The organism is Sphingobium xenophagum NBRC 107872 (assembly GCF_000367345.1).
In the GTDB taxonomy this organism is placed as follows: Bacteria; Pseudomonadota; Alphaproteobacteria; order Sphingomonadales; family Sphingomonadaceae; genus Sphingobium; species Sphingobium xenophagum.
In genome coordinates, this window is the sequence record NZ_BARE01000001.1 from 60,578 (window position 1) to 79,588 (window position 19,011).

The 19,011-nt window shown below is 63.0% G+C and carries 19 protein-coding genes; 9 read left to right on the plus strand and 10 right to left on the minus strand.

Annotated elements, in window-relative coordinates; genetic code table 11:
• Positions 1-33: 33 nt before the first annotated feature.
• The 5 genes from SX1_RS00340 to folE all read right to left on the minus strand — a co-directional run bounded on the left by SX1_RS00340 (position 34) and on the right by folE (position 6,162).
• Positions 34-1,257, minus strand: coding sequence for a dipeptidase (locus SX1_RS00340; RefSeq protein WP_026149373.1), 1,224 nt, complete (start codon positions 1,255-1,257; stop codon positions 34-36).
• On the minus strand, positions 1,257-3,632 hold the full coding sequence (locus SX1_RS00345) for a TonB-dependent receptor (protein ID WP_019051461.1): 2,376 nt from the start codon (positions 3,630-3,632) through the stop codon (positions 1,257-1,259). Before SX1_RS00345 ends, SX1_RS00340 begins: the two co-directional genes overlap by 1 nt.
• A gap of 229 nt (positions 3,633-3,861) precedes the next feature.
• Positions 3,862-4,638: an enoyl-CoA hydratase-related protein gene (locus SX1_RS00350; protein ID WP_017182033.1), complete on the minus strand. Its 777-nt coding sequence runs from the start codon at positions 4,636-4,638 to the stop codon at positions 3,862-3,864.
• Between the two features lie 85 nt (positions 4,639-4,723).
• Positions 4,724-5,560 carry an SDR family oxidoreductase gene (locus SX1_RS00355; protein ID WP_019051462.1) on the minus strand — a complete coding sequence of 279 codons (837 nt, stop codon included), beginning with the start codon at positions 5,558-5,560 and terminating at the stop codon, positions 4,724-4,726.
• Positions 5,557-6,162 (minus strand): GTP cyclohydrolase I FolE, encoded by a 606-nt coding sequence (gene folE, locus SX1_RS00360; RefSeq protein WP_017182031.1) that lies wholly within the window; start codon positions 6,160-6,162, stop codon positions 5,557-5,559. The genes SX1_RS00355 and folE overlap by 4 nt, the downstream gene beginning before the upstream one ends.
• Before the next feature lie 158 nt (positions 6,163-6,320).
• Here folE and SX1_RS00365 point away from each other — a divergent pair, with 158 nt between their 5' ends.
• Positions 6,321-6,920 carry a nucleotidyltransferase family protein gene (locus SX1_RS00365; RefSeq protein WP_017182030.1) on the plus strand — a complete coding sequence of 200 codons (600 nt, stop codon included), beginning with the start codon at positions 6,321-6,323 and terminating at the stop codon, positions 6,918-6,920.
• On the opposite strand, the gene SX1_RS00370 is transcribed toward SX1_RS00365, so the two are convergent.
• Entirely contained in the window at positions 6,921-8,582 is a 1,662-nt protein-coding gene (locus SX1_RS00370) for an MFS transporter (RefSeq protein WP_017182029.1), read from the minus strand.
• A 181-nt stretch (positions 8,583-8,763) separates the two neighbouring features.
• Between SX1_RS00370 and SX1_RS00375 the strand changes: the two genes are divergently transcribed.
• The 5 genes from SX1_RS00375 (at position 8,764) to pgl (ending at position 14,503) form a co-directional block, all read left to right on the plus strand.
• Positions 8,764-9,972, plus strand: coding sequence for an acetyl-CoA C-acetyltransferase (locus tag SX1_RS00375; RefSeq protein ID WP_019051463.1), 1,209 nt, complete (start codon positions 8,764-8,766; stop codon positions 9,970-9,972).
• 118 nt (positions 9,973-10,090) lie between these two features.
• Complete coding sequence (locus SX1_RS00380) at positions 10,091-12,268, plus strand: 3-hydroxyacyl-CoA dehydrogenase NAD-binding domain-containing protein (RefSeq protein WP_026149374.1); 2,178 nt, start codon at positions 10,091-10,093, stop codon at positions 12,266-12,268.
• 66 nt (positions 12,269-12,334) lie between these two features.
• Positions 12,335-13,333, plus strand: a complete 999-nt coding sequence (gene galE, locus SX1_RS00385; protein ID WP_019051466.1) for a UDP-glucose 4-epimerase GalE — start codon at positions 12,335-12,337, stop codon at positions 13,331-13,333.
• On the plus strand, positions 13,333-13,809 hold the full coding sequence (locus SX1_RS00390) for a YbaK/EbsC family protein (protein ID WP_019051467.1): 477 nt from the start codon (positions 13,333-13,335) through the stop codon (positions 13,807-13,809). Before galE ends, SX1_RS00390 begins: the two co-directional genes overlap by 1 nt.
• Positions 13,810-13,813: 4 nt before the next feature.
• Positions 13,814-14,503: a 6-phosphogluconolactonase gene (gene pgl / locus SX1_RS00395; protein WP_019051468.1), complete on the plus strand. Its 690-nt coding sequence runs from the start codon at positions 13,814-13,816 to the stop codon at positions 14,501-14,503.
• 72 nt (positions 14,504-14,575) lie between these two features.
• Here the strand turns inward: pgl and SX1_RS00400 are convergent, their stop codons facing one another.
• From SX1_RS00400 to SX1_RS22260, 3 genes are all read right to left on the minus strand, one after another.
• Positions 14,576-15,124 (minus strand): hypothetical protein, encoded by a 549-nt coding sequence (locus tag SX1_RS00400; RefSeq protein WP_026002204.1) that lies wholly within the window; start codon positions 15,122-15,124, stop codon positions 14,576-14,578.
• 149 nt (positions 15,125-15,273) lie between these two features.
• Positions 15,274-15,528, minus strand: coding sequence for a hypothetical protein (locus SX1_RS00405; protein WP_017182022.1), 255 nt, complete (start codon positions 15,526-15,528; stop codon positions 15,274-15,276).
• An 82-nt stretch (positions 15,529-15,610) separates the two neighbouring features.
• Entirely contained in the window at positions 15,611-15,823 is a 213-nt protein-coding gene (locus tag SX1_RS22260; protein ID WP_241763599.1) for a hypothetical protein, read from the minus strand.
• A 134-nt stretch (positions 15,824-15,957) separates the two neighbouring features.
• Here SX1_RS22260 and SX1_RS00415 point away from each other — a divergent pair, with 134 nt between their 5' ends.
• Both SX1_RS00415 and SX1_RS00420 read left to right on the plus strand, forming a co-directional pair.
• The gene (locus SX1_RS00415; protein WP_019051470.1) at positions 15,958-17,070 is read left to right on the plus strand and encodes a sensor histidine kinase; all 1,113 of its coding nucleotides are present in this window, start codon (positions 15,958-15,960) and stop codon (positions 17,068-17,070) included.
• 5 nt (positions 17,071-17,075) lie between these two features.
• A complete protein-coding gene (locus tag SX1_RS00420) occupies positions 17,076-17,819 on the plus strand; it encodes a LytR/AlgR family response regulator transcription factor (RefSeq protein ID WP_019051471.1) in 744 nt (247 codons plus the stop codon).
• An 88-nt stretch (positions 17,820-17,907) separates the two neighbouring features.
• Here the strand turns inward: SX1_RS00420 and SX1_RS00425 are convergent, their stop codons facing one another.
• Positions 17,908-18,240, minus strand: a complete 333-nt coding sequence (locus SX1_RS00425; protein ID WP_019051472.1) for a UrcA family protein — start codon at positions 18,238-18,240, stop codon at positions 17,908-17,910.
• A 156-nt stretch (positions 18,241-18,396) separates the two neighbouring features.
• On the opposite strand from SX1_RS00425, the gene SX1_RS24720 reads away from it, so the two are divergent.
• The gene (locus tag SX1_RS24720) at positions 18,397-18,531 is read left to right on the plus strand and encodes a hypothetical protein (protein ID WP_019051473.1); all 135 of its coding nucleotides are present in this window, start codon (positions 18,397-18,399) and stop codon (positions 18,529-18,531) included.
• The last annotated feature ends 480 nt before the right edge of the window (positions 18,532-19,011 follow it).

The following is a 19,011-nucleotide window of genomic DNA, read 5'->3' on the forward strand; positions in this document are numbered from 1 at the left end:
TCCCGGCGAACGCCGGGATGACGGGGGCAGTATCTACTTCCCCTTCCCGGCCTCCGCCGCCGCCAGCACGCGAAGCACATTGCCCGACCAGATTTTCTGGACGTCCGCCTCGCTATAGCCCGCCTTCAGCAGCGCGTCGGTGATCCTGGGCAGGTCGACCACATCCTCCATCCCGACCACGCCGCCGCCGCCATCCCAGTCCGCGCCGATCCCGACATGGTCCGGCCCCACGACCTTCAGCGCGTGCAGCATATGCGCCATGAAATCGTCGAAGGTCGCCCGGTCGGTCTCCGGATAGAGCCTGTCGATCTCCTGCCGCCTGGCCAGCAGTTCGGCGCGCTTCTCGGCCGTTATCGCCCCACCCTCGCGCAGCGACGCGAACAGCGCGCCCATCGCCTTCTGCCGCTCCGGGTTGGGTTTGGATGCTTTCAGATAGCTTCCATAGGCGTTCATCTGAATGACGCCGCCCTTCGCCGCCAGCGCCTTGAGATGATCATCGTCAATATTGCGCGGATGGTCATAAATCGCCTTGCATCCCGAATGGGTGAGCAGCACCGGCGTGGTCGATAGCGCCAGCAGATCGTCCAGTACCTGGTCTGAGCTATGCGACGCATCGGGCACCACGCCCAGCCGGTTCATCTCCTTGAGCAATTCCTTGCCCAGTGGACTAAGCCCGCCATAACGCGGCTTTTTCGACGGGTCGGTCGAACTGTCGGCAAACTGGTTGTGCGCGAAATGGGCAAAGCCCACCACCCGCACGCCCATATCGTAAAATGTCTGGAGCAGCGACACATCCTCGCCCAGCGGATAGGCGTTTTCGATCGACATATAGACGACCCGCTTGCCCGCCGCCGCGATCGGCGCTGCGTCCTTGGCTTCCAGCGCCAGCGCAAAATTGGCCGGGTCCGCCGCCACCATCTGGCGGATCGACACGCCCCGCAGGATCGCAAAATCGCGCGCCTTGTGGAAACCCTCGACCGTCAGCGGTCCCTGGCTCGTATAGATCGCCCAGAAACCGCCATCCAGCCCGCCCTTCTTCATGCGCGGCAGATCGACCTGGGTATAATCCAGATGGACGTCATGCTCCTCTTCGATCGACCAACCCGGCAGGTCCAGAGAGGCAGGCGTGTCCATATGACTGTCGAGCGTCAGTAATTTCTGGTGCAATTGCTGCACCTTCTTGGGCACCGCCTGCGCCGACGCCGGACCTGCAAGCAGCGCCGCCAGCGCTGCCCCCATCACCAAAGTCCTCCGCATCAGATTTCACCCGAAATGGTCAGCTGGAACGTGCGCGGCGACAGGGGACGGAAGAAGCCGTCACCCGTCACCACCGGCGAAATATAGGACAGCGTATCCTTGTCGAACAGATTGTCGACATTGGCGCGCACCTTTATCCCCTTGACCGGACCGAAGCTGATGCCGTCGCCAATATCGACATAAGCGCTGAACACGGTGAACCCCGGCACGCTGGAACCGGGCGAGTTGGTGAAGGTCGACCAGCGCTTGGACGTATATTTGCCCGAAATATTGGCCACCAGCCAGCTCGCCGGCTCCACTGTCACGCCGCCGCTGACGATCCATTTTGCGCTGTCGGGGATATATTTGTCGGCGATCAGGATCGGCGTCGCCGCGGGCACGTCATCCTTGAACTTGGCATTGTTATAGGTGACGTTCAGATTGCCGTACGCCAGTCCGTTCAGGAAGGATGGCTTATAGGTTCCGGCAAATTCCACGCCATAGGAACGGACCCGGCCGACATTCTGGAAGAAGGTTTCGGTCGCTAGGCCGCCGCCCGGTATCAGGCTGGTGATCGACTGGATGCGATTGTCAAATTTGGTGTAGAAGGCTGCCAGCGACGCATAAAGCTGCCCCTGGTTGGTGCGGATGCCCAGTTCCATATTCTTGGATCGTTCGGGCGCTGGCTCCGGCACCAGCCCGCCGCCGGGGCGGATGACCGAATAGATGTCGTCCAGCCCCTTGGGCAGCGCCATATTTTCGGCGTAGGAGGCAAAGACCTGCGTGCGCTCGTCAAATTTGTAGAGCAGCCCCGCCATCGGCAGGAAGAAATCGCTATAGTGCGCCATGTTGATCTGCGGACCATAGCCGGGCACGCCAACCCCGCCGACGACGCGATAAAAATCGTCAAATTCGCGATAGCCGTTATGGACATAGTCCAGGTTCAGCCCCTTGAAGCCGACATCGATGATGAAACGATCATCCGCCAGCTTGAGCGTATCCTTCAGGAAGATCTGAAGCGTATCGCGCTTCGTCCGATAATCGCGGCGCAGATAGACCAGTTCATCCAGATTGGGTGCGCCATCGGGCGCGCCGCCGACCGTATTATACCGTGCCTGCGTCCGGTGATATTTATCGACTTCGGCCCACACGCCCGCCTCGACCGTGTTGGCGCCCATCTCCCAATGCAGCTTGCTGGTAATGCCGTAGCGGTCACCGCCCACGCCCGACAGGCCATATTGCACGCCCTTGGGTGCGACCACGGGCAGCCCCGCCTGCGCCTGCGGCGTGTAGCGGCCCAGCGAGTTGGCATAGCCATCGGGCGACACGCCATAGCCGTCCTTATCCTCCCAATAGAGGGTGGATTCCGCCCATACGCCCTCGGCAATCCCGGCATGGAAGGTCGCGCCATACAGCTTGTCCTTCCGCACGTTGATCGCCAGATTATAGACAGCGGTATAGGCGGCGTTCGAATAATAGACGCCGGGCGCGGTCGCCAATGGCGCAAAGCCGGGCGTTGTGTTGGGCACATTTTCGATCAGCGCAAAATTCCGGCCGCACTGGCCCAGCGCATTCCGAACCGTGCAATTATATTGCGCCCGGCTGATCGTGGGCGAATCATAATCGAAAAAGTCGTTCGACACGAATTTGAACCGCGCCCAGCTGTCGCCGCCCAGGTCCGCGTGAATCTGCCCTTCCCAATGCTCGCGATCGACCGTGCCGGGACCGCGCCACAATTCCGTGTCCAGCTTGGTGCGGCTGACATAGGCCGTAAACGGCCCGACCCGCCCCGTGCTCGCGCGAATGAAGGTGCGGCGCAGATCCTGATCGCCAAAGCTTTGCGACACGAACAGGCCCATCTCTTCCTGTGGCGCGATGCTGTTATACTGGATGACCGGGCCCAGCGTCGAATAGCTGGGAAGGCTGACGTCGCCCGCGCCGATCGCGGCTTCCACCACGCCCAGATTTTCATTGTCGACGTACCGGAATACCGGGCTGCCGCCAAAGGCGTCGCTGCGCCCGGTCGGAATGCCGTCGACCACAAAGCCGATCTGGTCGAGGTTGAAGGCGCGGGTCTGCACGCTGTTGCCAAATTCATACAGGCCCAGAGCGCCGTCGGTCTGGACGTTGAAACCGGGCAACTGCTCCAGCATTTTCAGGCCCGAAATGCCCGAAGGGGCCGACAGCAGCGCTTCCCGCGTGACCGCCACGACATTGCTGACCTTATCTTCGCCAATCGCTTCGGACGATTGCGAAATGCGGCGGCCAGTGACGGTGATGCTCATTTCGTCGTCGGCGGCCGGTTCCTGCGCGAAGGCCACCGGCGTCAGTGTGCCCGCCGCGCAGGCGAGCAGCAGCGCGCGAATGGACGGGCGGGCGGAAAATAGGTCGGACATGAAGAGGCTCCCTGCATATTATGAGCCTTTCAGGGCGGCGCGCTGCGCCACACCTCTCCATGTCTTTTGTTCCGTTTCCAAGTGAAACGAAAATGCCGGAAAACCCCTCCATGGGCCGATGCGAATTTGTCAGCAGACTATCAACCGCCATGGTCCCATGCAGGCGGAACCCAGTTCAGCGGGCCGACTGGTCTCCCGCCTTCGCAGGAGACCACAGCACCCTGAACGCTTAGCGCCCTTTCCAGACGCCCGGCCGCTTTTCGACAAAGGCAGTCATGCCTTCCTTCTTGTCCTGCGTCGCCGTCAATATCTGGAACATGCGCCGTTCGGTCAGCAGCCCTTGGGCAAGGCCGGTTTCGAACGCGATATTGACCATTTCCTTGTTCACCATCGCGGCCATCGGCGGCATCGCGGCAATCGCGGCGGCCGTCTTGAGCGCATCGTCCAGCAGATCAGCGGCGGCCACGACACGGCTGACAAGCCCGGACCGCTCGGCTTCCTCCGCGCCCATCATGCGCCCGGTCAGGCACATTTCCATCGCCTTGGCCTTGCCCACCGCGCGGGTCAGGCGCTGCGACCCGCCCATGCCCGGCGCGACGCCCAGCTTGATTTCGGGCTGGCCGAATTTCGCCGTGTCCGCCGCAATGATGAAGTCCGCCATCATCGCCAGTTCGCATCCGCCACCCAGCGCAAAACCGGCCACAGCCGCGATCCACGGCTTGCGCGTCGCAACCACGCCGGTCTGCCAGCCGGAAAAGAAATCCTGCAGGAAGAAATCGGCCGCTTCCTTTTCGACCATTTCCTTGATGTCCGCGCCCGCCGCAAACGCCTTTTCGCTGCCGGTCAGGACCGCACAATGCTGGGTCGGGTCAGCGTCATAGGCGGCAAAGGCGGCGCTCAGGTCCGTCAACACCTGCCCATTCAATGCATTCAGTGCCTGCGGGCGGTTGAGCGTGATCAGCGTTACCGCGTCGCGCTGTTCCACCAAAATCGTCTCATAGGTCATCGCCGTCTCCCTTATGCCTTTGGACAGGCTCTATGGTCGACGCGCGTCGACCGCCAGCCCCTACTCCGCCGCATTTGCGCCGCACCTATCGGCACAGATGCATGAAGTCCCGGTCGTAGCTGCGCATATGCGCGCCGCCATCGACATATAGCGTCTGCCCCGTCACCGCACTGGCGTCGACCAGATAGAGGACCGCCTGCGCAATCTGCTCCGCCTGCGGCAGGCGACCCAGCGGCATCATATGCTCCAGCCGCGCCATCTGATCCGCATCATAGTCGGGCGTCGCGATCGTCAGCCCCGGCGCCACCGCATTGACCCGCACCTGCGGCGCCAGACTGCTCGCGGTCGTCCGGGTCAGACCCGCCAGCGCCAGTTTGGACAAGGTATAGGCCAGCTGGTCGCCATGGGGATGGTCGATCCGCTGGTCCAATATATTGATGATGCACCTGTCGCCCGATCCGGCCGGGACGGTTGCGAATGCCTTGGTCAGCATGGCCGGGGCGGCGCAATTGACCGCATAATGGCGCATCAGATCCTCGGCTGTCACATCGTCCAGCCGGTCCTGCCCGAACAGCGCAGCGCTATTGATAAGGATGTCGGGCGGGCGGCCAAAGCGCGCCGCGACCTGTGCAATCAGCTCCTCGGCATTTTCGGGGTCGGCGAAATCGACGACAAAGCCTTCCCACTGCGTCCCCTCCTCCTCCAGCGTCAGCGCCAGATGCGAATCGAGCCGCGTATCATGGCTGCCATGGATCGCCAGCGAATGGCCCGCCCTGGCCAGCGCCCCGGCGATGATCCCGCCCAGACGCCGATGGCCGCCGGTCACCAGCGCCAGCCGTTTGTTCGCGATCGGCAGGGCACCCGCCTCGCCCTGACCGCGCGCGCTGCCCAACGGGCGATAGGGGACGTCCTCCTCGATCATGACGAGATGAGTTTCAGCACTTCCTCGCGCGATTTTTCATCATCGCGGAATACGCCCAGCATCCGACTGGTTTTCATGATGACATTGGGCGTCCTGACCCCACGACCGGTCATGCAGCCATGGGTCGCCTCTATCACGACGGCCACACCCTGCGGCTTCAGATGCTCCCAGATGCAGTTGGCCACTTCGGACGTCAGCCGCTCCTGCACCTGCAGGCGATTGGCAAAGGCATGCAGCACGCGGGCCAGCTTGGAAATGCCGACCACATAGTCGCCCGGCAGATAGGCGATATGCGCCTTCCCCACGATCGGCGCCATATGATGTTCGCAATGCGACTGAAACGGAATGTCCTTCAACAACACGACATCGTCATATCCGCCCACCTCATGGAAAATGCGCGAGAGATGATAGGCGGGATCGTCATGATAGCCCCGGCAATATTCGCGCCAGGCCCGCGCCACACGTTCAGGCGTCTCGATCAACCCTTCGCGTTCGGGCGCATCGCCCGACCAGCGGATCAGCGTGCGGATCGCTTCCGAAACCTCTGCCGGAACCGGCTCCTTGCCTTCGCCAACCATCTCCGCATCGGGATCACATGCCATGAACAGGGCCACTCCTTATCGTATCGGCCCCGCATATGGCGACTAGCCCCGCCGATGACCAGACCCTTTGACGGTGGTGGACACAAGATCGCGGCGGTGGCAAATCGGACAAAAACAGAAGGTCGCCACACATAATATGCCAATCATTGTCTCGTCTCATGCGTACTGAACGGATCGCAGCTGTCTTGTTGGCGGCCGGCACATCATCGCGTTTTGGTGAGGAGGACAAGCTGATGGCGGAGCTGCGCGGCAAGCCGCTCGCCGCCCACACGCTTGAAACCGTAGCTTCGATGGCGTTTGCCGAACTGATCGCCGTCGTCCGTCCGATAGAGGTCGCCCCCGTCCTGCATCGCAAGCTTGACCGGCGCGGCTACACCATCATCGTCAACGATCGTCCCGAAGACGGAATTTCGGGCAGCATCGTGCGCGCGGTCGAGCATGTCATGCCGGTGAACCGCATCCGCGGCATCCTTATCTGCCTGGCCGATATGCCCGAAGTGCCCCAGACCCACTATAACCGCATCTGCCTGGCAGCGGAGGACATAAGATCGGTCGTCGCCAGCACCGACGGCTTCTCCTCTTCCCCGCCCGCTTTCATAGGCCGCAAGCATTTCCCCGAATTGCTGGCGCTCAAGGGCGATCAAGGGGCGCGGGCGCTGCTCAGTCACGGGCTTCAGATCGAAACCACCGGCAATGTCCTGCATGACATCGACACGCCGGAGGACTTGCCCGGCTGGCGACCGGCACCCTCCGATTGATCAGCTCGATCGCGTCGGGTCCGTCATCGCATCGCCCATTTCGCGTGGATCGGGCGCGCGGCTGATCGGCAGCGATCCGGTCTGCCGTTCCAGCATCCGGTGAACCACTGGCGGGATCGGGCCGGTGTGCAGCGCCCAGATCGCGTCGCTATTGGCAATATCGGCCACGGTGCGCCGCTGGTTATGGCGCACATAGTCCAGCCAGGTCGACACATGATAGCGTTCCAGCCATAGTTCCGGATCGCCAAGATCGCGCATCAGCGACCAGCCATGCGCGCCGTCGCGCCGCCTGATCCGTCGCCGCTCGCTCATCGCCGCCAGAAAGGGGACGATCGACCCCGCCGGAATGCGATATTCGATCGTCACGACCACTGGCCCGCTACGCGGTTCGACCGGCACGGCGGTATCAGGTTCACGCCAGCTATTTTGCAGATCCAGATTATCATCGCCCGTTTGTGGCAAGCGCCAGACAAGGCCCAGCATCGCCGCGACAAACTGGGCTGCCGCCGACGCATAGAGCGCTTCGACCACGCCATGAGACTCGGCGAGCCAGCCAAACAGCCAGGCGCCGATCGCCATGCCGCCAAAGGCCGTCATCTGATAAAGCGAGACCGCGCGCGCCACCACCCAGCGCGGCGCGGACATCTGCACCGACACGTTGAACGTCGCCAGCGCCGTCACCCAGCCGAACCCGGCGAGGAGATAGCCCAGCAAGGCCAGCGCCAGCCAACCGCTCGCGCCGGTGATCGCGGTTCCCAGCGCCAGCGTCAGCGCCGCTGTCCGCACGATGGTTTCGACGGAATAGCGCGTCCGCAGTCGGCGCGTGGACAGCGCGCCAATCACGGCGCCGATGCCGAAAGCCCCGCTAGTCACGCCGAATGTCAGCGCCCCGCCGCCCAATATGTTGCGCGCGACGAGCGGCATCAGCGCCGACACCGCACTCGCGCCGATGCCGAACACGCCCGCGCGCAACAGGACCAGCTGGATTTTGGGCGACATCGCCACATAACGCACGCCTGCGCGCATAGCGACGCCCAGCCGTTCGCGCGGCAACAGCTTGGCTGGCAGGTCGGGCCGCCAGCGGAACAGCACCGCCAGCAGCGCGATATAGGTCAGCGCATTGGTCAGGAATGCGGCTGCGGCACCTGCGGTCGCGACGATGACCCCGCCCAGCGCCGGGCCGACGCTGCGCGCCAGGTTGAACCCCATGCTGTTCATCGCCACCGCGCTCGGCAGGATTGCGCGCGGGACCATATCGCCCACCGATGCCTGCCAGGCCGGGCCGTTGATCGCCGTGGCGCAGCCCAGCGCAAAGGTGAAGGCCAGCAGCAGCCATGGCGTAATCATCCCCGCCCAGGCCGTGATTGCCAGCGCAGCCGACACGATCAGCATCGCCAATTGGCAGCCGATCATCACCATGCGCCGGTCCAGATTGTCCGCAACCGCCCCCGCCCATAGCGACAGCAGCATGATCGGCAGTGTCGTCGCCGCCGGAACCAGCGCGATCAGCAACGGGGAAGCCGAAAGCGACGTCATCATCCATGCCGCGCCGACAGACTGGATCAACCCGCCAAAATTCGACACCAGACTGGCCGTCCAGATCGCACGAAAAATGGGAATGGAAAGCGGCGACGGGGCTTTGGGGGAATCAACATCGGGCACATGCCCATGAAGCGGAATATCGTCCGGCGGTCAAACCCGTCAGTCTTTGGCCCCTGCCCCTACGTCAGAGCCACGCCACGCAAAAACTGCATTTCTTGCTTGCACTTTACGTAAACGTAAATACATTCATGTGCGTATCCGATGCCCCCGGCAAGGGTGACCCACGGAGAGGGAAAATCTTATGGAAGCCTATATTTATGACGCCGTCAGGACGCCCCGTGGTCGGGGCAAGCCCGATGGGTCGCTGCACGAAATCACCCCGATCCAGCTGGCGACGCAGACGCTGGAAGCGATCCGTGATCGCAACGCCATCGACACCGCCGATGTCGACGATGTGATTCTGGGCTGCGTGACCCCAGTGGGCGAACAGGGCGCGGACATTGCGCGCACCGCCGTGCTGAACGCCGACTATGCTCAGACAACGCCGGGCGTGCAGGTCAACCGCTTCTGCGCGTCTGGCCTTGAGGCCGTGAACATCGCGGCGGCGAAGGTCATGTCGGGCGAAGCGCTCTTCGCCATCGGCGGTGGCGTCGAATCGATGAGCCGTGTGCCGATGGCATCTGACGGCGGCGCAATCGCGATGGACCCCGCAGTCGCCTACAAGACCTATTTCGCGCCCCAAGGCATCGGCGCGGACGTCATTGCCACCAAATTCGGCATCAGCCGCGACGATGCCGACGCCTATGCCGTGGAAAGCCAGAAGCGCGCCAAGATGGCGTGGGACGAAGGCCGCTTTGCCAAATCAATCGTCCCCGTGCGCGACGTGATCGGCCAGATCGTGCTCGACCATGACGAACATATGCGCCCGGACGCCACGATGCAGTCGCTGGGCGCGCTGAAACCCAGCTTCACCGCCCTTGGTGAGGAGATGCCCGGCTTCGACACCGTCGCCCTGCTGCGCTATCCCGAACTGGAACGGGTCAACCATATTCACCATGCCGGCAACAGCAGCGGCATCGTCGATGGCGCCGCCGCCGTTCTGGTCGGTGGCAAGGATATTGGCGACAAATATGGCCTGAAACCCCGCGCCCGCATCCGCGCCATGGCCTCAATCGGTTCGGAACCGCTCATCATGCTGACAGGGCCGGAATTTGTCGCAGGCAAGCTGCTGTCACGCGCCCGTATGACTGCCGCCGACATCGACCTGTGGGAACTCAACGAAGCCTTTGCCAGCGTCGTGCTGCGCTACATGCAAGCGATGAAGCTCGACCATGACCAGATCAACGTCAATGGCGGCGCGATCGCCATGGGTCATCCGCTCGGCGCGACCGGCGCCATGGTGCTGGGCACCGCGCTCGACGAACTGGAACGGTCAGGCAAGGGCACTGCACTCATCAACCTGTGCGTTGGCGCAGGCATGGGCACCGGCATCATCATCGAACGTATCTAGCTATTTCCGTTCGGGCTGAGCGACGTCGAAGCCCACCATCGAACGCAGTGAGATGCCTTCGCTCCGCTCAGGCGAGCCCTTAGACCGGCTCAGGGCGAACGGGGGAGAGGAGATCAAAATGAACAGCATCACTATCAGCACCGACGCCGACGGTATCGCCACCTTGATGATCGACGTGCCGGACCAGTCGATGAACGTCATCGGCCCGGATTTCATCGCCGATCTGGACGCCGCGATCACCCGCATCGCGTCGGACGACGCGATCAAGGGCGCCGTGATCGCGTCGGGCAAGGATAGCGGCTTCATGGCCGGCATGGACCTTAAATATTTCGGCTCGATGCTTGCCACCAGCGATGGCAGCCGCCCGCAGCCCTCTGCGATCTTCGATCAGGTGTTCGTTCTCAACCAGCTGTTCCGCCGCCTCGAAACCTGTGGCAAGCCCATTGCCTGCGCGATCGAAGGTACCTGCGTGGGCGGGGGCTTTGAACTCGCCCTTGCCTGCCACCGCAGGATCGTCGGCGACAGCCCCAAAACCCGGCTTGGCCTGCCCGAAATCCTGATCGGCCTGTTCCCCGGCGGCGGCGGGTCGCAGCGTCTACCACGCCTCATCGGCGTGCAGGCTGCGCTCATGTACATGCTGCAAGGCAAGCTGTTCCGTCCCGCCGAAGCGGCGATGCTGAAAGCCGTCGATCAGGTCGTGCCGCAGGGCACGGCGCTGGAAACCGCGCGCGAATGGGTAAAGGCCAACCCCAACGCCGCGAGCCAGCCATGGGACGTCAAGGGTTTCAAATTTCCCGGCGGTGCGGGCGGGTTCAACCCCGCCTTCGTGCAGACCATGGTGGGCGCGCTGCCGATGACGCTCAAGCAGACCCAGCGTAACATGAATGCGCCCATCGCCTTGCTGTCGGCGGTCTATGAAGGGGCGATCCTGCCCTTCGACCGCGCGATCCGCGTCGAAAGCAAATATTTCGCCAGGGTCGCGGCCGATCCGCAGGCCGGCAACATGATCCGCAGCCTGTTCGTCAACAAGCAGGCCGCCGAACGCGGCGCGCGCCGGCCCAAGGACCAGCCCAAGGCCCCGACCATGAAGCTCGCCATGCTGGGCGCGGGCATGATGGGTGCAGGGATCGCCACCGTCGCCGCGCAGGCGGGGATGGAGGTCATCCTGTTCGACCGCGACATTGCCTATGCGCAAAAGGGCAAGGCGCATGTCGAATCCGTCCTGTCCAAGCGGCTTGGCAAGGGGATGACGCCCGAAAAGCTGGCTGCCACCCTCGCCCGCGTCACGCCCACCGCAACCTATGCCGACCTGGCAGGCGCGGACTTCGTGATCGAAGCGGTGTTCGAGGATGTCGCCATCAAGGCCGAAGTGACGAAGCAGGTCGAGGCTGTGCTTGGCCCAGACGTCATCTTCGGGTCCAACACCTCCACCCTGCCGATCACCAAGCTGGCGGGCGCATGGTCCAAGCCGGAAAATTTCATCGGCGTCCATTTCTTCTCGCCGGTCGAAAAAATGCCGCTGGTCGAAATCATCCTGGGCAAGCAGACTGGCCCCGCCGCCATTGCCAAGGCGCTCGATTTCGTCGCCCAGATCAAGAAAACGCCGATCGTCGTCAATGACTCGCGCGGTTTCTACACTTCGCGCTGCTTCGGCACCTATGTGCAGGAAGGTGCGGAACTGGTGGCCGAAGGGATCAATCCCGCGCTGATCGAAAATGCGGGCAAGCAATTGGGTATGCCCGTCGGCCCGCTCGCGGTCAGCGACGAAGTGTCGATCGAACTGGGTTACAAGGTAATGACGGCGGCCAAGAAGGAACTTGGCGACGCCTATGTCGCGCAACGTTCCGACGATGTCATGACGCAGATGGTGGAACTCGATCGCCTGGGCCGCAAAAATGCCAAGGGATGGTATGACTATCCCGAAAATGGCAAGAAAGCGCTCTGGCCCGGTATCGCCGATCTGTTCCCCCGTGCCGAGGATCAGCCGGATGTCGAGGCGGTCAAGGAGCGCCTTCTCTATCGCCAACTGGTCGAATGCGCCCGCTGTTTCGAGGAAGGCGTGCTGGAAACGCCTGAAGATGGGGACATTGGCGCGATCTTCGGCTGGGGCTTTGCGCCTTACACCGGCGGTCCCTTTGCCCATATGGACACGGTCGGCATCGCCCATGTCGTTGCGGTGCTGGACCGGCTGGCAGCGACCCATGGCGATCGCTTCGCGCCCACGGCGCAACTGCGCGAGATGGCGTCCACCGGCGGCACATTCTACCGCCCTGCGCCATCCCGCGCTGCGGCATGAAAAGACTGTAAATCGTAGCGTCGCTCGTTTAGGTCTCCCCATGACATCTGGGGAGACCTATTCTTTATGAGCGACAAACCGACGATCCTGGTAACAGGCGGCGCAGGCTATATCGGCAGCCACGCCGTATTGGCTCTGAAGGACGCCGGCTATGGCGTCGTCGTCATCGACAATCTTGTCACCGGGTTCGACTGGGCGGTGCCCGATGGCGTACCGCTGGTGCGTGGCGACATTGCCGATCAGCCTTTGGTCGAAGCCACCCTGCGCAAGCATGAAATCCGCGCGATCATGCATTTTGCAGGATCGGTCGTCGTGCCGGAGTCCGTCGAAAACCCGCTCAAATATTACCACAATAACAGCGCCAAGACCCGCGACCTGATAGAGAGCGCGGTTCGCGTCGGCGTCAAACATTTCATCTTCTCTTCGACGGCCGCCACCTATGGTATTCCCGAAGAAAGCCCGGTCAAGGAAACGACGCCGCAACGGCCGATCAACCCGTACGGCATGTCGAAACTCATGACCGAATATATGCTGCGCGATGTCGCGGCGGCCCATCCGATGAACTTTTGCGCCCTGCGCTATTTCAACGTCGCGGGGGCAGACCCGCAGGGACGCAGCGGCCAGTCGACCGCAGGCGCCACCCACCTCATCAAGGTCGCGGTTGAAGCGGCGCTCGGCAAGCGGGCTGGCGTCTCGGTTTTCGGCACGGACTTCGACACCCCTGACGGCACCGGGGTGCGCGACTATATCCATGTAACGGACCTTGCCGCCGCCCATGTCCTCGCCCTCGAAGCGCTGATGGCCGATCCCGCGCGCAGCCATCTGCTCAATTGCGGCTATGGCCGGGGCTTCTCCGTCCTTGAAGTGCTCGATGCGGTGGATCGTGTCACCAACATGACCATCAACCGCACCTTGGGACCGCGCCGCGCGGGCGATCCCGATGCGCTGATCTCCGACAATCGCGCCATTCTGTCCACCTTCCCATGGGAACCGCGCTACGCCGATCTCGACCTCATCGTCCGCCACGCCCTGGCATGGGAGCGCAGCCTGAGCGAACGCGCCTGATGAGCGAAGCCTCCGTACGCGCCTGGTTCGCTGCAAATGCGCCGGACATCGCGATCATCGACCAGGGCGTCAGCACAGCTACCGTGCTGGAGGCAGCGCAGGCGCTGGGCGTCGAGCCTGCTCGCATCGCCAAGACGCTGTCGCTGCGCGTCGGTGACACCGTCGCCTTGGTCTGCGCCCGCGGCGATGCCCGCCTGCATAACGCCAAGGCGAAAGCCGCGCTCGGCGCCAAACCCCGCATGCTTGGTGCTGACGAAGTCGAAGCCATCACCGGCCACCCGGTCGGCGGCGTCTGCCCCTTCGGCCTCGCTGCGCCGCTCCCGGTCTATTGCGACATCTCGCTCCAAGCCTTCGCCACCGTCTTTCCCGCCGCCGGTTCACGCACCAGTTCGGTCGAACTCACCCCCGCCCGCCTCGCGCAACTGACTGACGCTACATGGATCGACATCTGCACCCTGCCTGAAACCGTGGAATAATCACATGCCGACAGAGTATCATTTCACCGACGGTGGTGCAGCCGCTGCCGACCTCGCCACCCGCATCGCGACCCTGCTGAGCGAAGCGATCGCAGCGCGCGGCACTGCCAGCCTCGCTTTGTCCGGTGGCCGGTCGCCAAAGCCCGTGCTGGAGGCACTCGCCCGCACCCCGCTCGACTGGAGCAAGATTGTCGTAACTTTGGTCGACGAACGCTGGGTGGCGCCCGATGCGCCCGACAGCAATGAACGGCTGCTGCGCGATACCCTGCTGACCGGCCCGGCCGCCGCCGCGCACTTCGTGCCGATGAAAAATGACGCGGCAGATGCTTATGCAGGCCAGCCCGTCGTCGAAGCCGCCTTCGCCGCCATTCCCTGGCCGCTCGACATAGTGCTGCTGGGCATGGGGGAGGATGGCCACACCGCCTCGCTCTTTCCCGCTGCGGCGGAACTGGCCGATGGCCTATCGAGCACCGCCCGCACCATCGCGGTCACGCCCCCCGCAGCGCCGCACCAGCGCCTCTCGCTGACCGCCAGCGCCATATTGGCCGCGCGCCACATCTTTCTGCAAATCAGCGGCGACGCCAAGAAGGCGGTCTATGCCCAAGCGCTGGAGGATGGCCCGGTCGAAACACTGCCTATCCGCCTTGCCCTGCTTCAGGCGCAGACGCCGGTGGAAGTCTGGATCAGCGCCTGAAAAGGCTTCCCCTGGCAGGAGAGGATTGACGACGAAACGCCGCCTCCCCCCGGAAGCGGCGTCCTGCCAGCCTTAGTTGGCTTTGCTCATATCCACCTTCTCGACCCATTCGGGGTAGAAGGTCGGCTCACGGTTGGACCAGCCAGCCGCCGTCGCCGCCGCTTCGCTGATCGACTGAAGCAGCGTACGACGCTTTTCGGGATGCAGATGCGGCAGACTGGCCGCCGCGCAGAAAGCGCCTGGAAGCCAGGGCCGTGCCCCCGCACCCAGCAGCCGCTCATAAAGAAAACGATAGGCCGAAAAACTTGCCAGCCGGTCCTGCCCCAGATCGAAGGCGGAGATGGTAACGAGCGGCGCCATGAATGGCTCGACCTGGTCCAGCCCACTATCATCGGGCACGCGCGCCTTGATCTCCTCGATCCGACCATAGATCCGCGCCTGCGCACGGATGGAGGCTTCCTCCACCATGTCGCGCGACCACAGCTTCATGGCATCGCGACGATGCAGGCCAATATCCAGCGACCGACGAATATAGCGTTGCGTGGCAGACGGGAAACTGGCGAATTCACGCAATTCAGCCAAGGTTACGGCCCCGTCCGCAGGTCTTGCACTCGTACCCATTGTCATGCCCTCCGACTCCAAGTCGATCGTAGGAACATGCGCCTCTTATGGTTGCTAAAGGCTTAAGCGCCTGTTCCACGGCCATTCACAACGGACCAGATTTTGTTGTGCGGCGCAACATGAAAATTTGGCCTCGGTTGCGCAATCTTTCACGCGCCCGTTTGTCGCTCCAGCACTGCGCCGATCATGCTGCGCCACACCGCCACGTCGCCCGCCTGCGCCATCTGCGCGTCCGGTTCGCGGAGGGTGTGCAATATTGCATAGGCATCATCGACATGACTGGGCCACGCCGCATCCACCGCGCCTGCCGCATGGGGATCACTGCCGCCGCCATTCAGGCTAAGCTGACGGCCGGCAAGAACGCGGGCTATGCGTTCGATCGCGGGGGTGGCAGATGTCGGCATGGATGATCGCTCCTCTCAAAAACGCAGGTGCGTATTCGCAGTCCCGCGAAGCAAAACTAGCATGATTTGCGGCAAAGAACCATCAATCCTGCCCTTCCTTGAAGCCCGACGAAGGCACTGGATCGCCCTTGTCACCCGGACGGGTGGCTGCTGGCGGATCGGACGCGTCCATCGAATCCTTCAACCCTTCGTCCAGCTTCTCTTCCTCGCTCAGCACATGATCCTGAGCATCGGATTCACGCGCATCGCCCGCTTCCTCGCGACTGTTGGGGCGGACATCATCCTGATCGTTCATCACACTCTCCTTCTTGCCTGTTTCAACGGGCGGCGACGGGCGGCGGTTCCCATGTTCGACCAACGGGCGGGGCAGTTCGACCAGCTACCGTGCCATGGGGCGACATTTCCCCCGCCAGCGCGTAAAAGGTGAAGATGACAAGCCTTCCCGACGATGGCGAACGCGGCGTATCCCCCGCGATCGCGCTTTATTCCATTCTTGGTTTCTGGCTCTTTTACGCCATACTCGTAACCCTGCGCGCCGCCGTGATGGGCTTTGAATCGCAGGGCGAACTGGGTATTCGCCGCGCCGTCGTCACGGTGATCGGCATAGTCGTCACATGGGTTCTCTACTTGGTGCTGCGCCGCTTCGACGCCAAGCCTTTAAGCGTCCGCATCGTCGCCGCCTTCTCGCTCGCCGCCCCCTTCGCGCTCGCCATGGCGTCTGCCAATTTCTACATGTTCAACGTCTATGACCCGGTGAATATCTTCACCGACGGCGATCGGGGCAAATATGCCAGCGAAGAGGCTTTTGCCCTGATCCAGATCGTCGAAGATGCGATCAGCCGCTATTTCTTCCTCGCCGCCTGGGCTGGCCTCTATCTCGCCTTGTCCTACGCCAGCGAAGCCCATCGGACGGAACGCCGCGCTGCCCGGCTGGAGCGCGCGGCCCAGCAGGCCGAACTGCGTTCACTGCGCTATCAGGTGAACCCGCATTTCCTGTTCAACACGCTCAACTCCCTCTCCTCCCTCATCATGAAAGACAGGCGGGACGAGGCGGAGCAGATGATCATGTCACTCTCCAACTTTTACCGCACCAGCCTGACCGGCGATCCGCTGGACGACGTGCCGTTGGAGGAGGAAGTCCATCTCCAGAAACTCTATCTCGATATTGAGGGGGTTCGCTTCCCCGACCGGCTGAATACGGTGATCGATATTCCTCCCGGCCTGATGAGCGCTTGCGTCCCCGGCCTCATCCTCCAGCCGCTCGTCGAAAATGCCATAAAATATGGCGTCTCGCGCACCTCCAGCCCGGTCGAGATCCGTATCACCGCAAGGGAAGATGGTGGATTGATGCACATCGCCGTCACCGACGATGGCGACAACCCGCCCAGCCTGTCGGACAGCGGCAGCGGCATTGGCCTTGCCAATGTGCGGGACAGGCTGTCGGCGCGCTTTGGCGATCAGGGCCAGATCGCCTATGGTCCGCGCGAGGAGAAAGGATTTTCCGTCCTCCTCACCCTACCCATTATCCGCCGGGGTTGCTGACGCCCATGTCCATCCGCACCATGATCGTTGACGATGAACCGCTTGCCGTCGAGCGGCTCCAGATGCTGTGCGCGCGTGAACCGCGCATCGCGCTTGTGGGCACCGCCACCGATGGCGAAGCTGCGCTACGCCTGATCGAAGGATTGAAGCCCGACCTTGTCATGCTCGACATCGCCATGCCGTTGCTCGACGGCATCGGCGTTGCCCGCGCGGTCGGGCGCATGGGCATCCGCCCGGCCGTCATCTTCGTTACCGCCTTTGAAGGGTTCGCGGTCGAAGCCTTCGACCTGGCCGCCATCGATTATATGCTCAAGCCCGTGGCGCACGATCGCCTGACCCGCGCCATCGACCGGGTCGAGGCAGTGTTGCGCAATCGCGCGCCCGAAGGCATCCCTGCACCCGCCGAACCCCAACCCGACTGGGCCGAAGAATTCTGGGTGCCCCATCGTTCCGAACTGATCCGCATCGCCACTGACCAGATCGACCGGATCGAAGCAGAGCGCGACTATATGCGCCTGCATGTCGGCAGCCACAGCTATCTGCTGCACCAGACGATCAGCAGCCTGGAGGAGCGGCTCGATCCGCAGCAGTTCGTGCGTCTCCACCGTTCCCACATCGTCCGGCGCGATCATATTGCGCGCCTGCGCCATGACGGCAGCGGCGTCTGGTTCGCCGCGCTCGTCGACGGTAACGAAATCCGCATTGGCCGCACCTTCCTGGCGAACGCCCGTGCCATGACGGGACGCTGAGGCGGAACAACGGCGCGTCGCCCTGCCCTCACGCAAAAAAGCCCGGCATTGGCCGGGCTTCTTCACGATTTGGCGGGTATACCGGCAATCAGTTCTGCATGCCCTTCGCGCCTGCATCGGCATAGCGTTCGCTGGTTTCGGCGCGAGCGATGGCGGCGTTGACCGGCGCTTCGACATGCGCGACCGCCTGCGTCTTGCATGCCTGCTTGGTGGCATAGTCGGTCGACTTGCAAACCTGGTTTGCCGCGCGGGAAATGCGCTGACGCAATTCCCGCTGGTCGGACGCCTTGGACAGGTTCAGGTCGCCATGGCGCACTTCGCTCGTGCGGCCATTGGATATAAATTCACCAGCCGAAGCCGAACCGGCGGTGGCGATCAGCGCGAAGGAACCGAGCGCGGCGAAAAGGGTCGAACAGAACATGGGCTTATCTCCTCAAATCTGCTGTGGCTCAATCGCCACTTATCGACCACCGCCTGTTAGGGGCGGGCGGCGGTCCGGGTGCGAACGGGGCGGGCCTGGGGGTCATTTGGGGTCGGCGCCGTCTCCCGTTCGCCCACCCTGTTTAGGCGCGGGCCGATGATGACGCCCGCCTGGTTCGACCGGCGGCACTCCGCATCGGCCAACGACGCTCCCATCGACAAAGCGCCGCACGGCTCGGACAAACAGCGCGACGAACGACATGAACAAGCCGCCAAACGACATTTGCCGTAACGGAAAGCGGGAATCGCAACGAATGGCGGATGCGGAATTCGCTCGCCTGCAACAGCAGGGTCAGCGCATCGGTCCGCGCCAGCCAGACGCGAAAACGCCCCCGGCGCAAGGGATGGCCGGGGGCGTATCCAGGATGCTGTCGGGCACCGGGATCGGGATGAACTGTTGCGGAAAAGACGGTGCGACATGGGCACAGCCGTTTTCTGCATGGCGCTCATCATAGCTGCAATGCCGCTGCGCGAACGCGCCGTTCGACAACCTGCCCCGGCAATACGCCCGGCGGCATTCCCCGGCGACAAACCGCCGACCGACATCCACCAACGACATGGGACGCGCCGTTGGCTGCGATCCTGCGTTGGCCGGGACAGGATGAATCGGTCGACAGGACGCTACGTCATGGCCGACAAAATCGGCAATGATGCGCAAATCAACGCCCATGTCTTTGGTACAGGGCCGCCAGCTTTGCGCTCCACGATGCGG

Excerpts from the sequence above, each read along its gene's own strand:
- pgl (WP_019051468.1), top strand. The coding sequence starts at position 13,814 with ATGCCGACAGAGTATCATTTCACCGACGGTGGTGCAGCCGCTGCCGAC.
- galE (WP_019051466.1), top strand. The coding sequence starts at position 12,335 with ATGAGCGACAAACCGACGATCCTGGTAACAGGCGGCGCAGGCTATATC.
- SX1_RS00425 (WP_019051472.1), bottom strand. The coding sequence starts at position 18,240 with ATGTTCTGTTCGACCCTTTTCGCCGCGCTCGGTTCCTTCGCGCTGATC.
- SX1_RS00345 (WP_019051461.1), bottom strand. The coding sequence starts at position 3,632 with ATGTCCGACCTATTTTCCGCCCGCCCGTCCATTCGCGCGCTGCTGCTC.
- SX1_RS00350 (WP_017182033.1), bottom strand. The coding sequence starts at position 4,638 with ATGACCTATGAGACGATTTTGGTGGAACAGCGCGACGCGGTAACGCTG.
- SX1_RS24720 (WP_019051473.1), top strand. The coding sequence starts at position 18,397 with ATGATGACGCCCGCCTGGTTCGACCGGCGGCACTCCGCATCGGCCAAC.
- SX1_RS00405 (WP_017182022.1), bottom strand. The coding sequence starts at position 15,528 with ATGCCGACATCTGCCACCCCCGCGATCGAACGCATAGCCCGCGTTCTT.
- SX1_RS00355 (WP_019051462.1), bottom strand. The coding sequence starts at position 5,560 with ATGATCGAGGAGGACGTCCCCTATCGCCCGTTGGGCAGCGCGCGCGGT.
- SX1_RS00400 (WP_026002204.1), bottom strand. The coding sequence starts at position 15,124 with ATGGGTACGAGTGCAAGACCTGCGGACGGGGCCGTAACCTTGGCTGAA.
- SX1_RS00380 (WP_026149374.1), top strand. The coding sequence starts at position 10,091 with ATGAACAGCATCACTATCAGCACCGACGCCGACGGTATCGCCACCTTG.
- SX1_RS00365 (WP_017182030.1), top strand. The coding sequence starts at position 6,321 with ATGCGTACTGAACGGATCGCAGCTGTCTTGTTGGCGGCCGGCACATCA.
- SX1_RS00415 (WP_019051470.1), top strand. The coding sequence starts at position 15,958 with ATGACAAGCCTTCCCGACGATGGCGAACGCGGCGTATCCCCCGCGATC.
- SX1_RS00390 (WP_019051467.1), top strand. The coding sequence starts at position 13,333 with ATGAGCGAAGCCTCCGTACGCGCCTGGTTCGCTGCAAATGCGCCGGAC.
- SX1_RS22260 (WP_241763599.1), bottom strand. The coding sequence starts at position 15,823 with ATGAACGATCAGGATGATGTCCGCCCCAACAGTCGCGAGGAAGCGGGC.
- SX1_RS00420 (WP_019051471.1), top strand. The coding sequence starts at position 17,076 with ATGTCCATCCGCACCATGATCGTTGACGATGAACCGCTTGCCGTCGAG.
- folE (WP_017182031.1), bottom strand. The coding sequence starts at position 6,162 with ATGGCATGTGATCCCGATGCGGAGATGGTTGGCGAAGGCAAGGAGCCG.
- SX1_RS00375 (WP_019051463.1), top strand. The coding sequence starts at position 8,764 with ATGGAAGCCTATATTTATGACGCCGTCAGGACGCCCCGTGGTCGGGGC.
- SX1_RS00340 (WP_026149373.1), bottom strand. The coding sequence starts at position 1,257 with ATGCGGAGGACTTTGGTGATGGGGGCAGCGCTGGCGGCGCTGCTTGCA.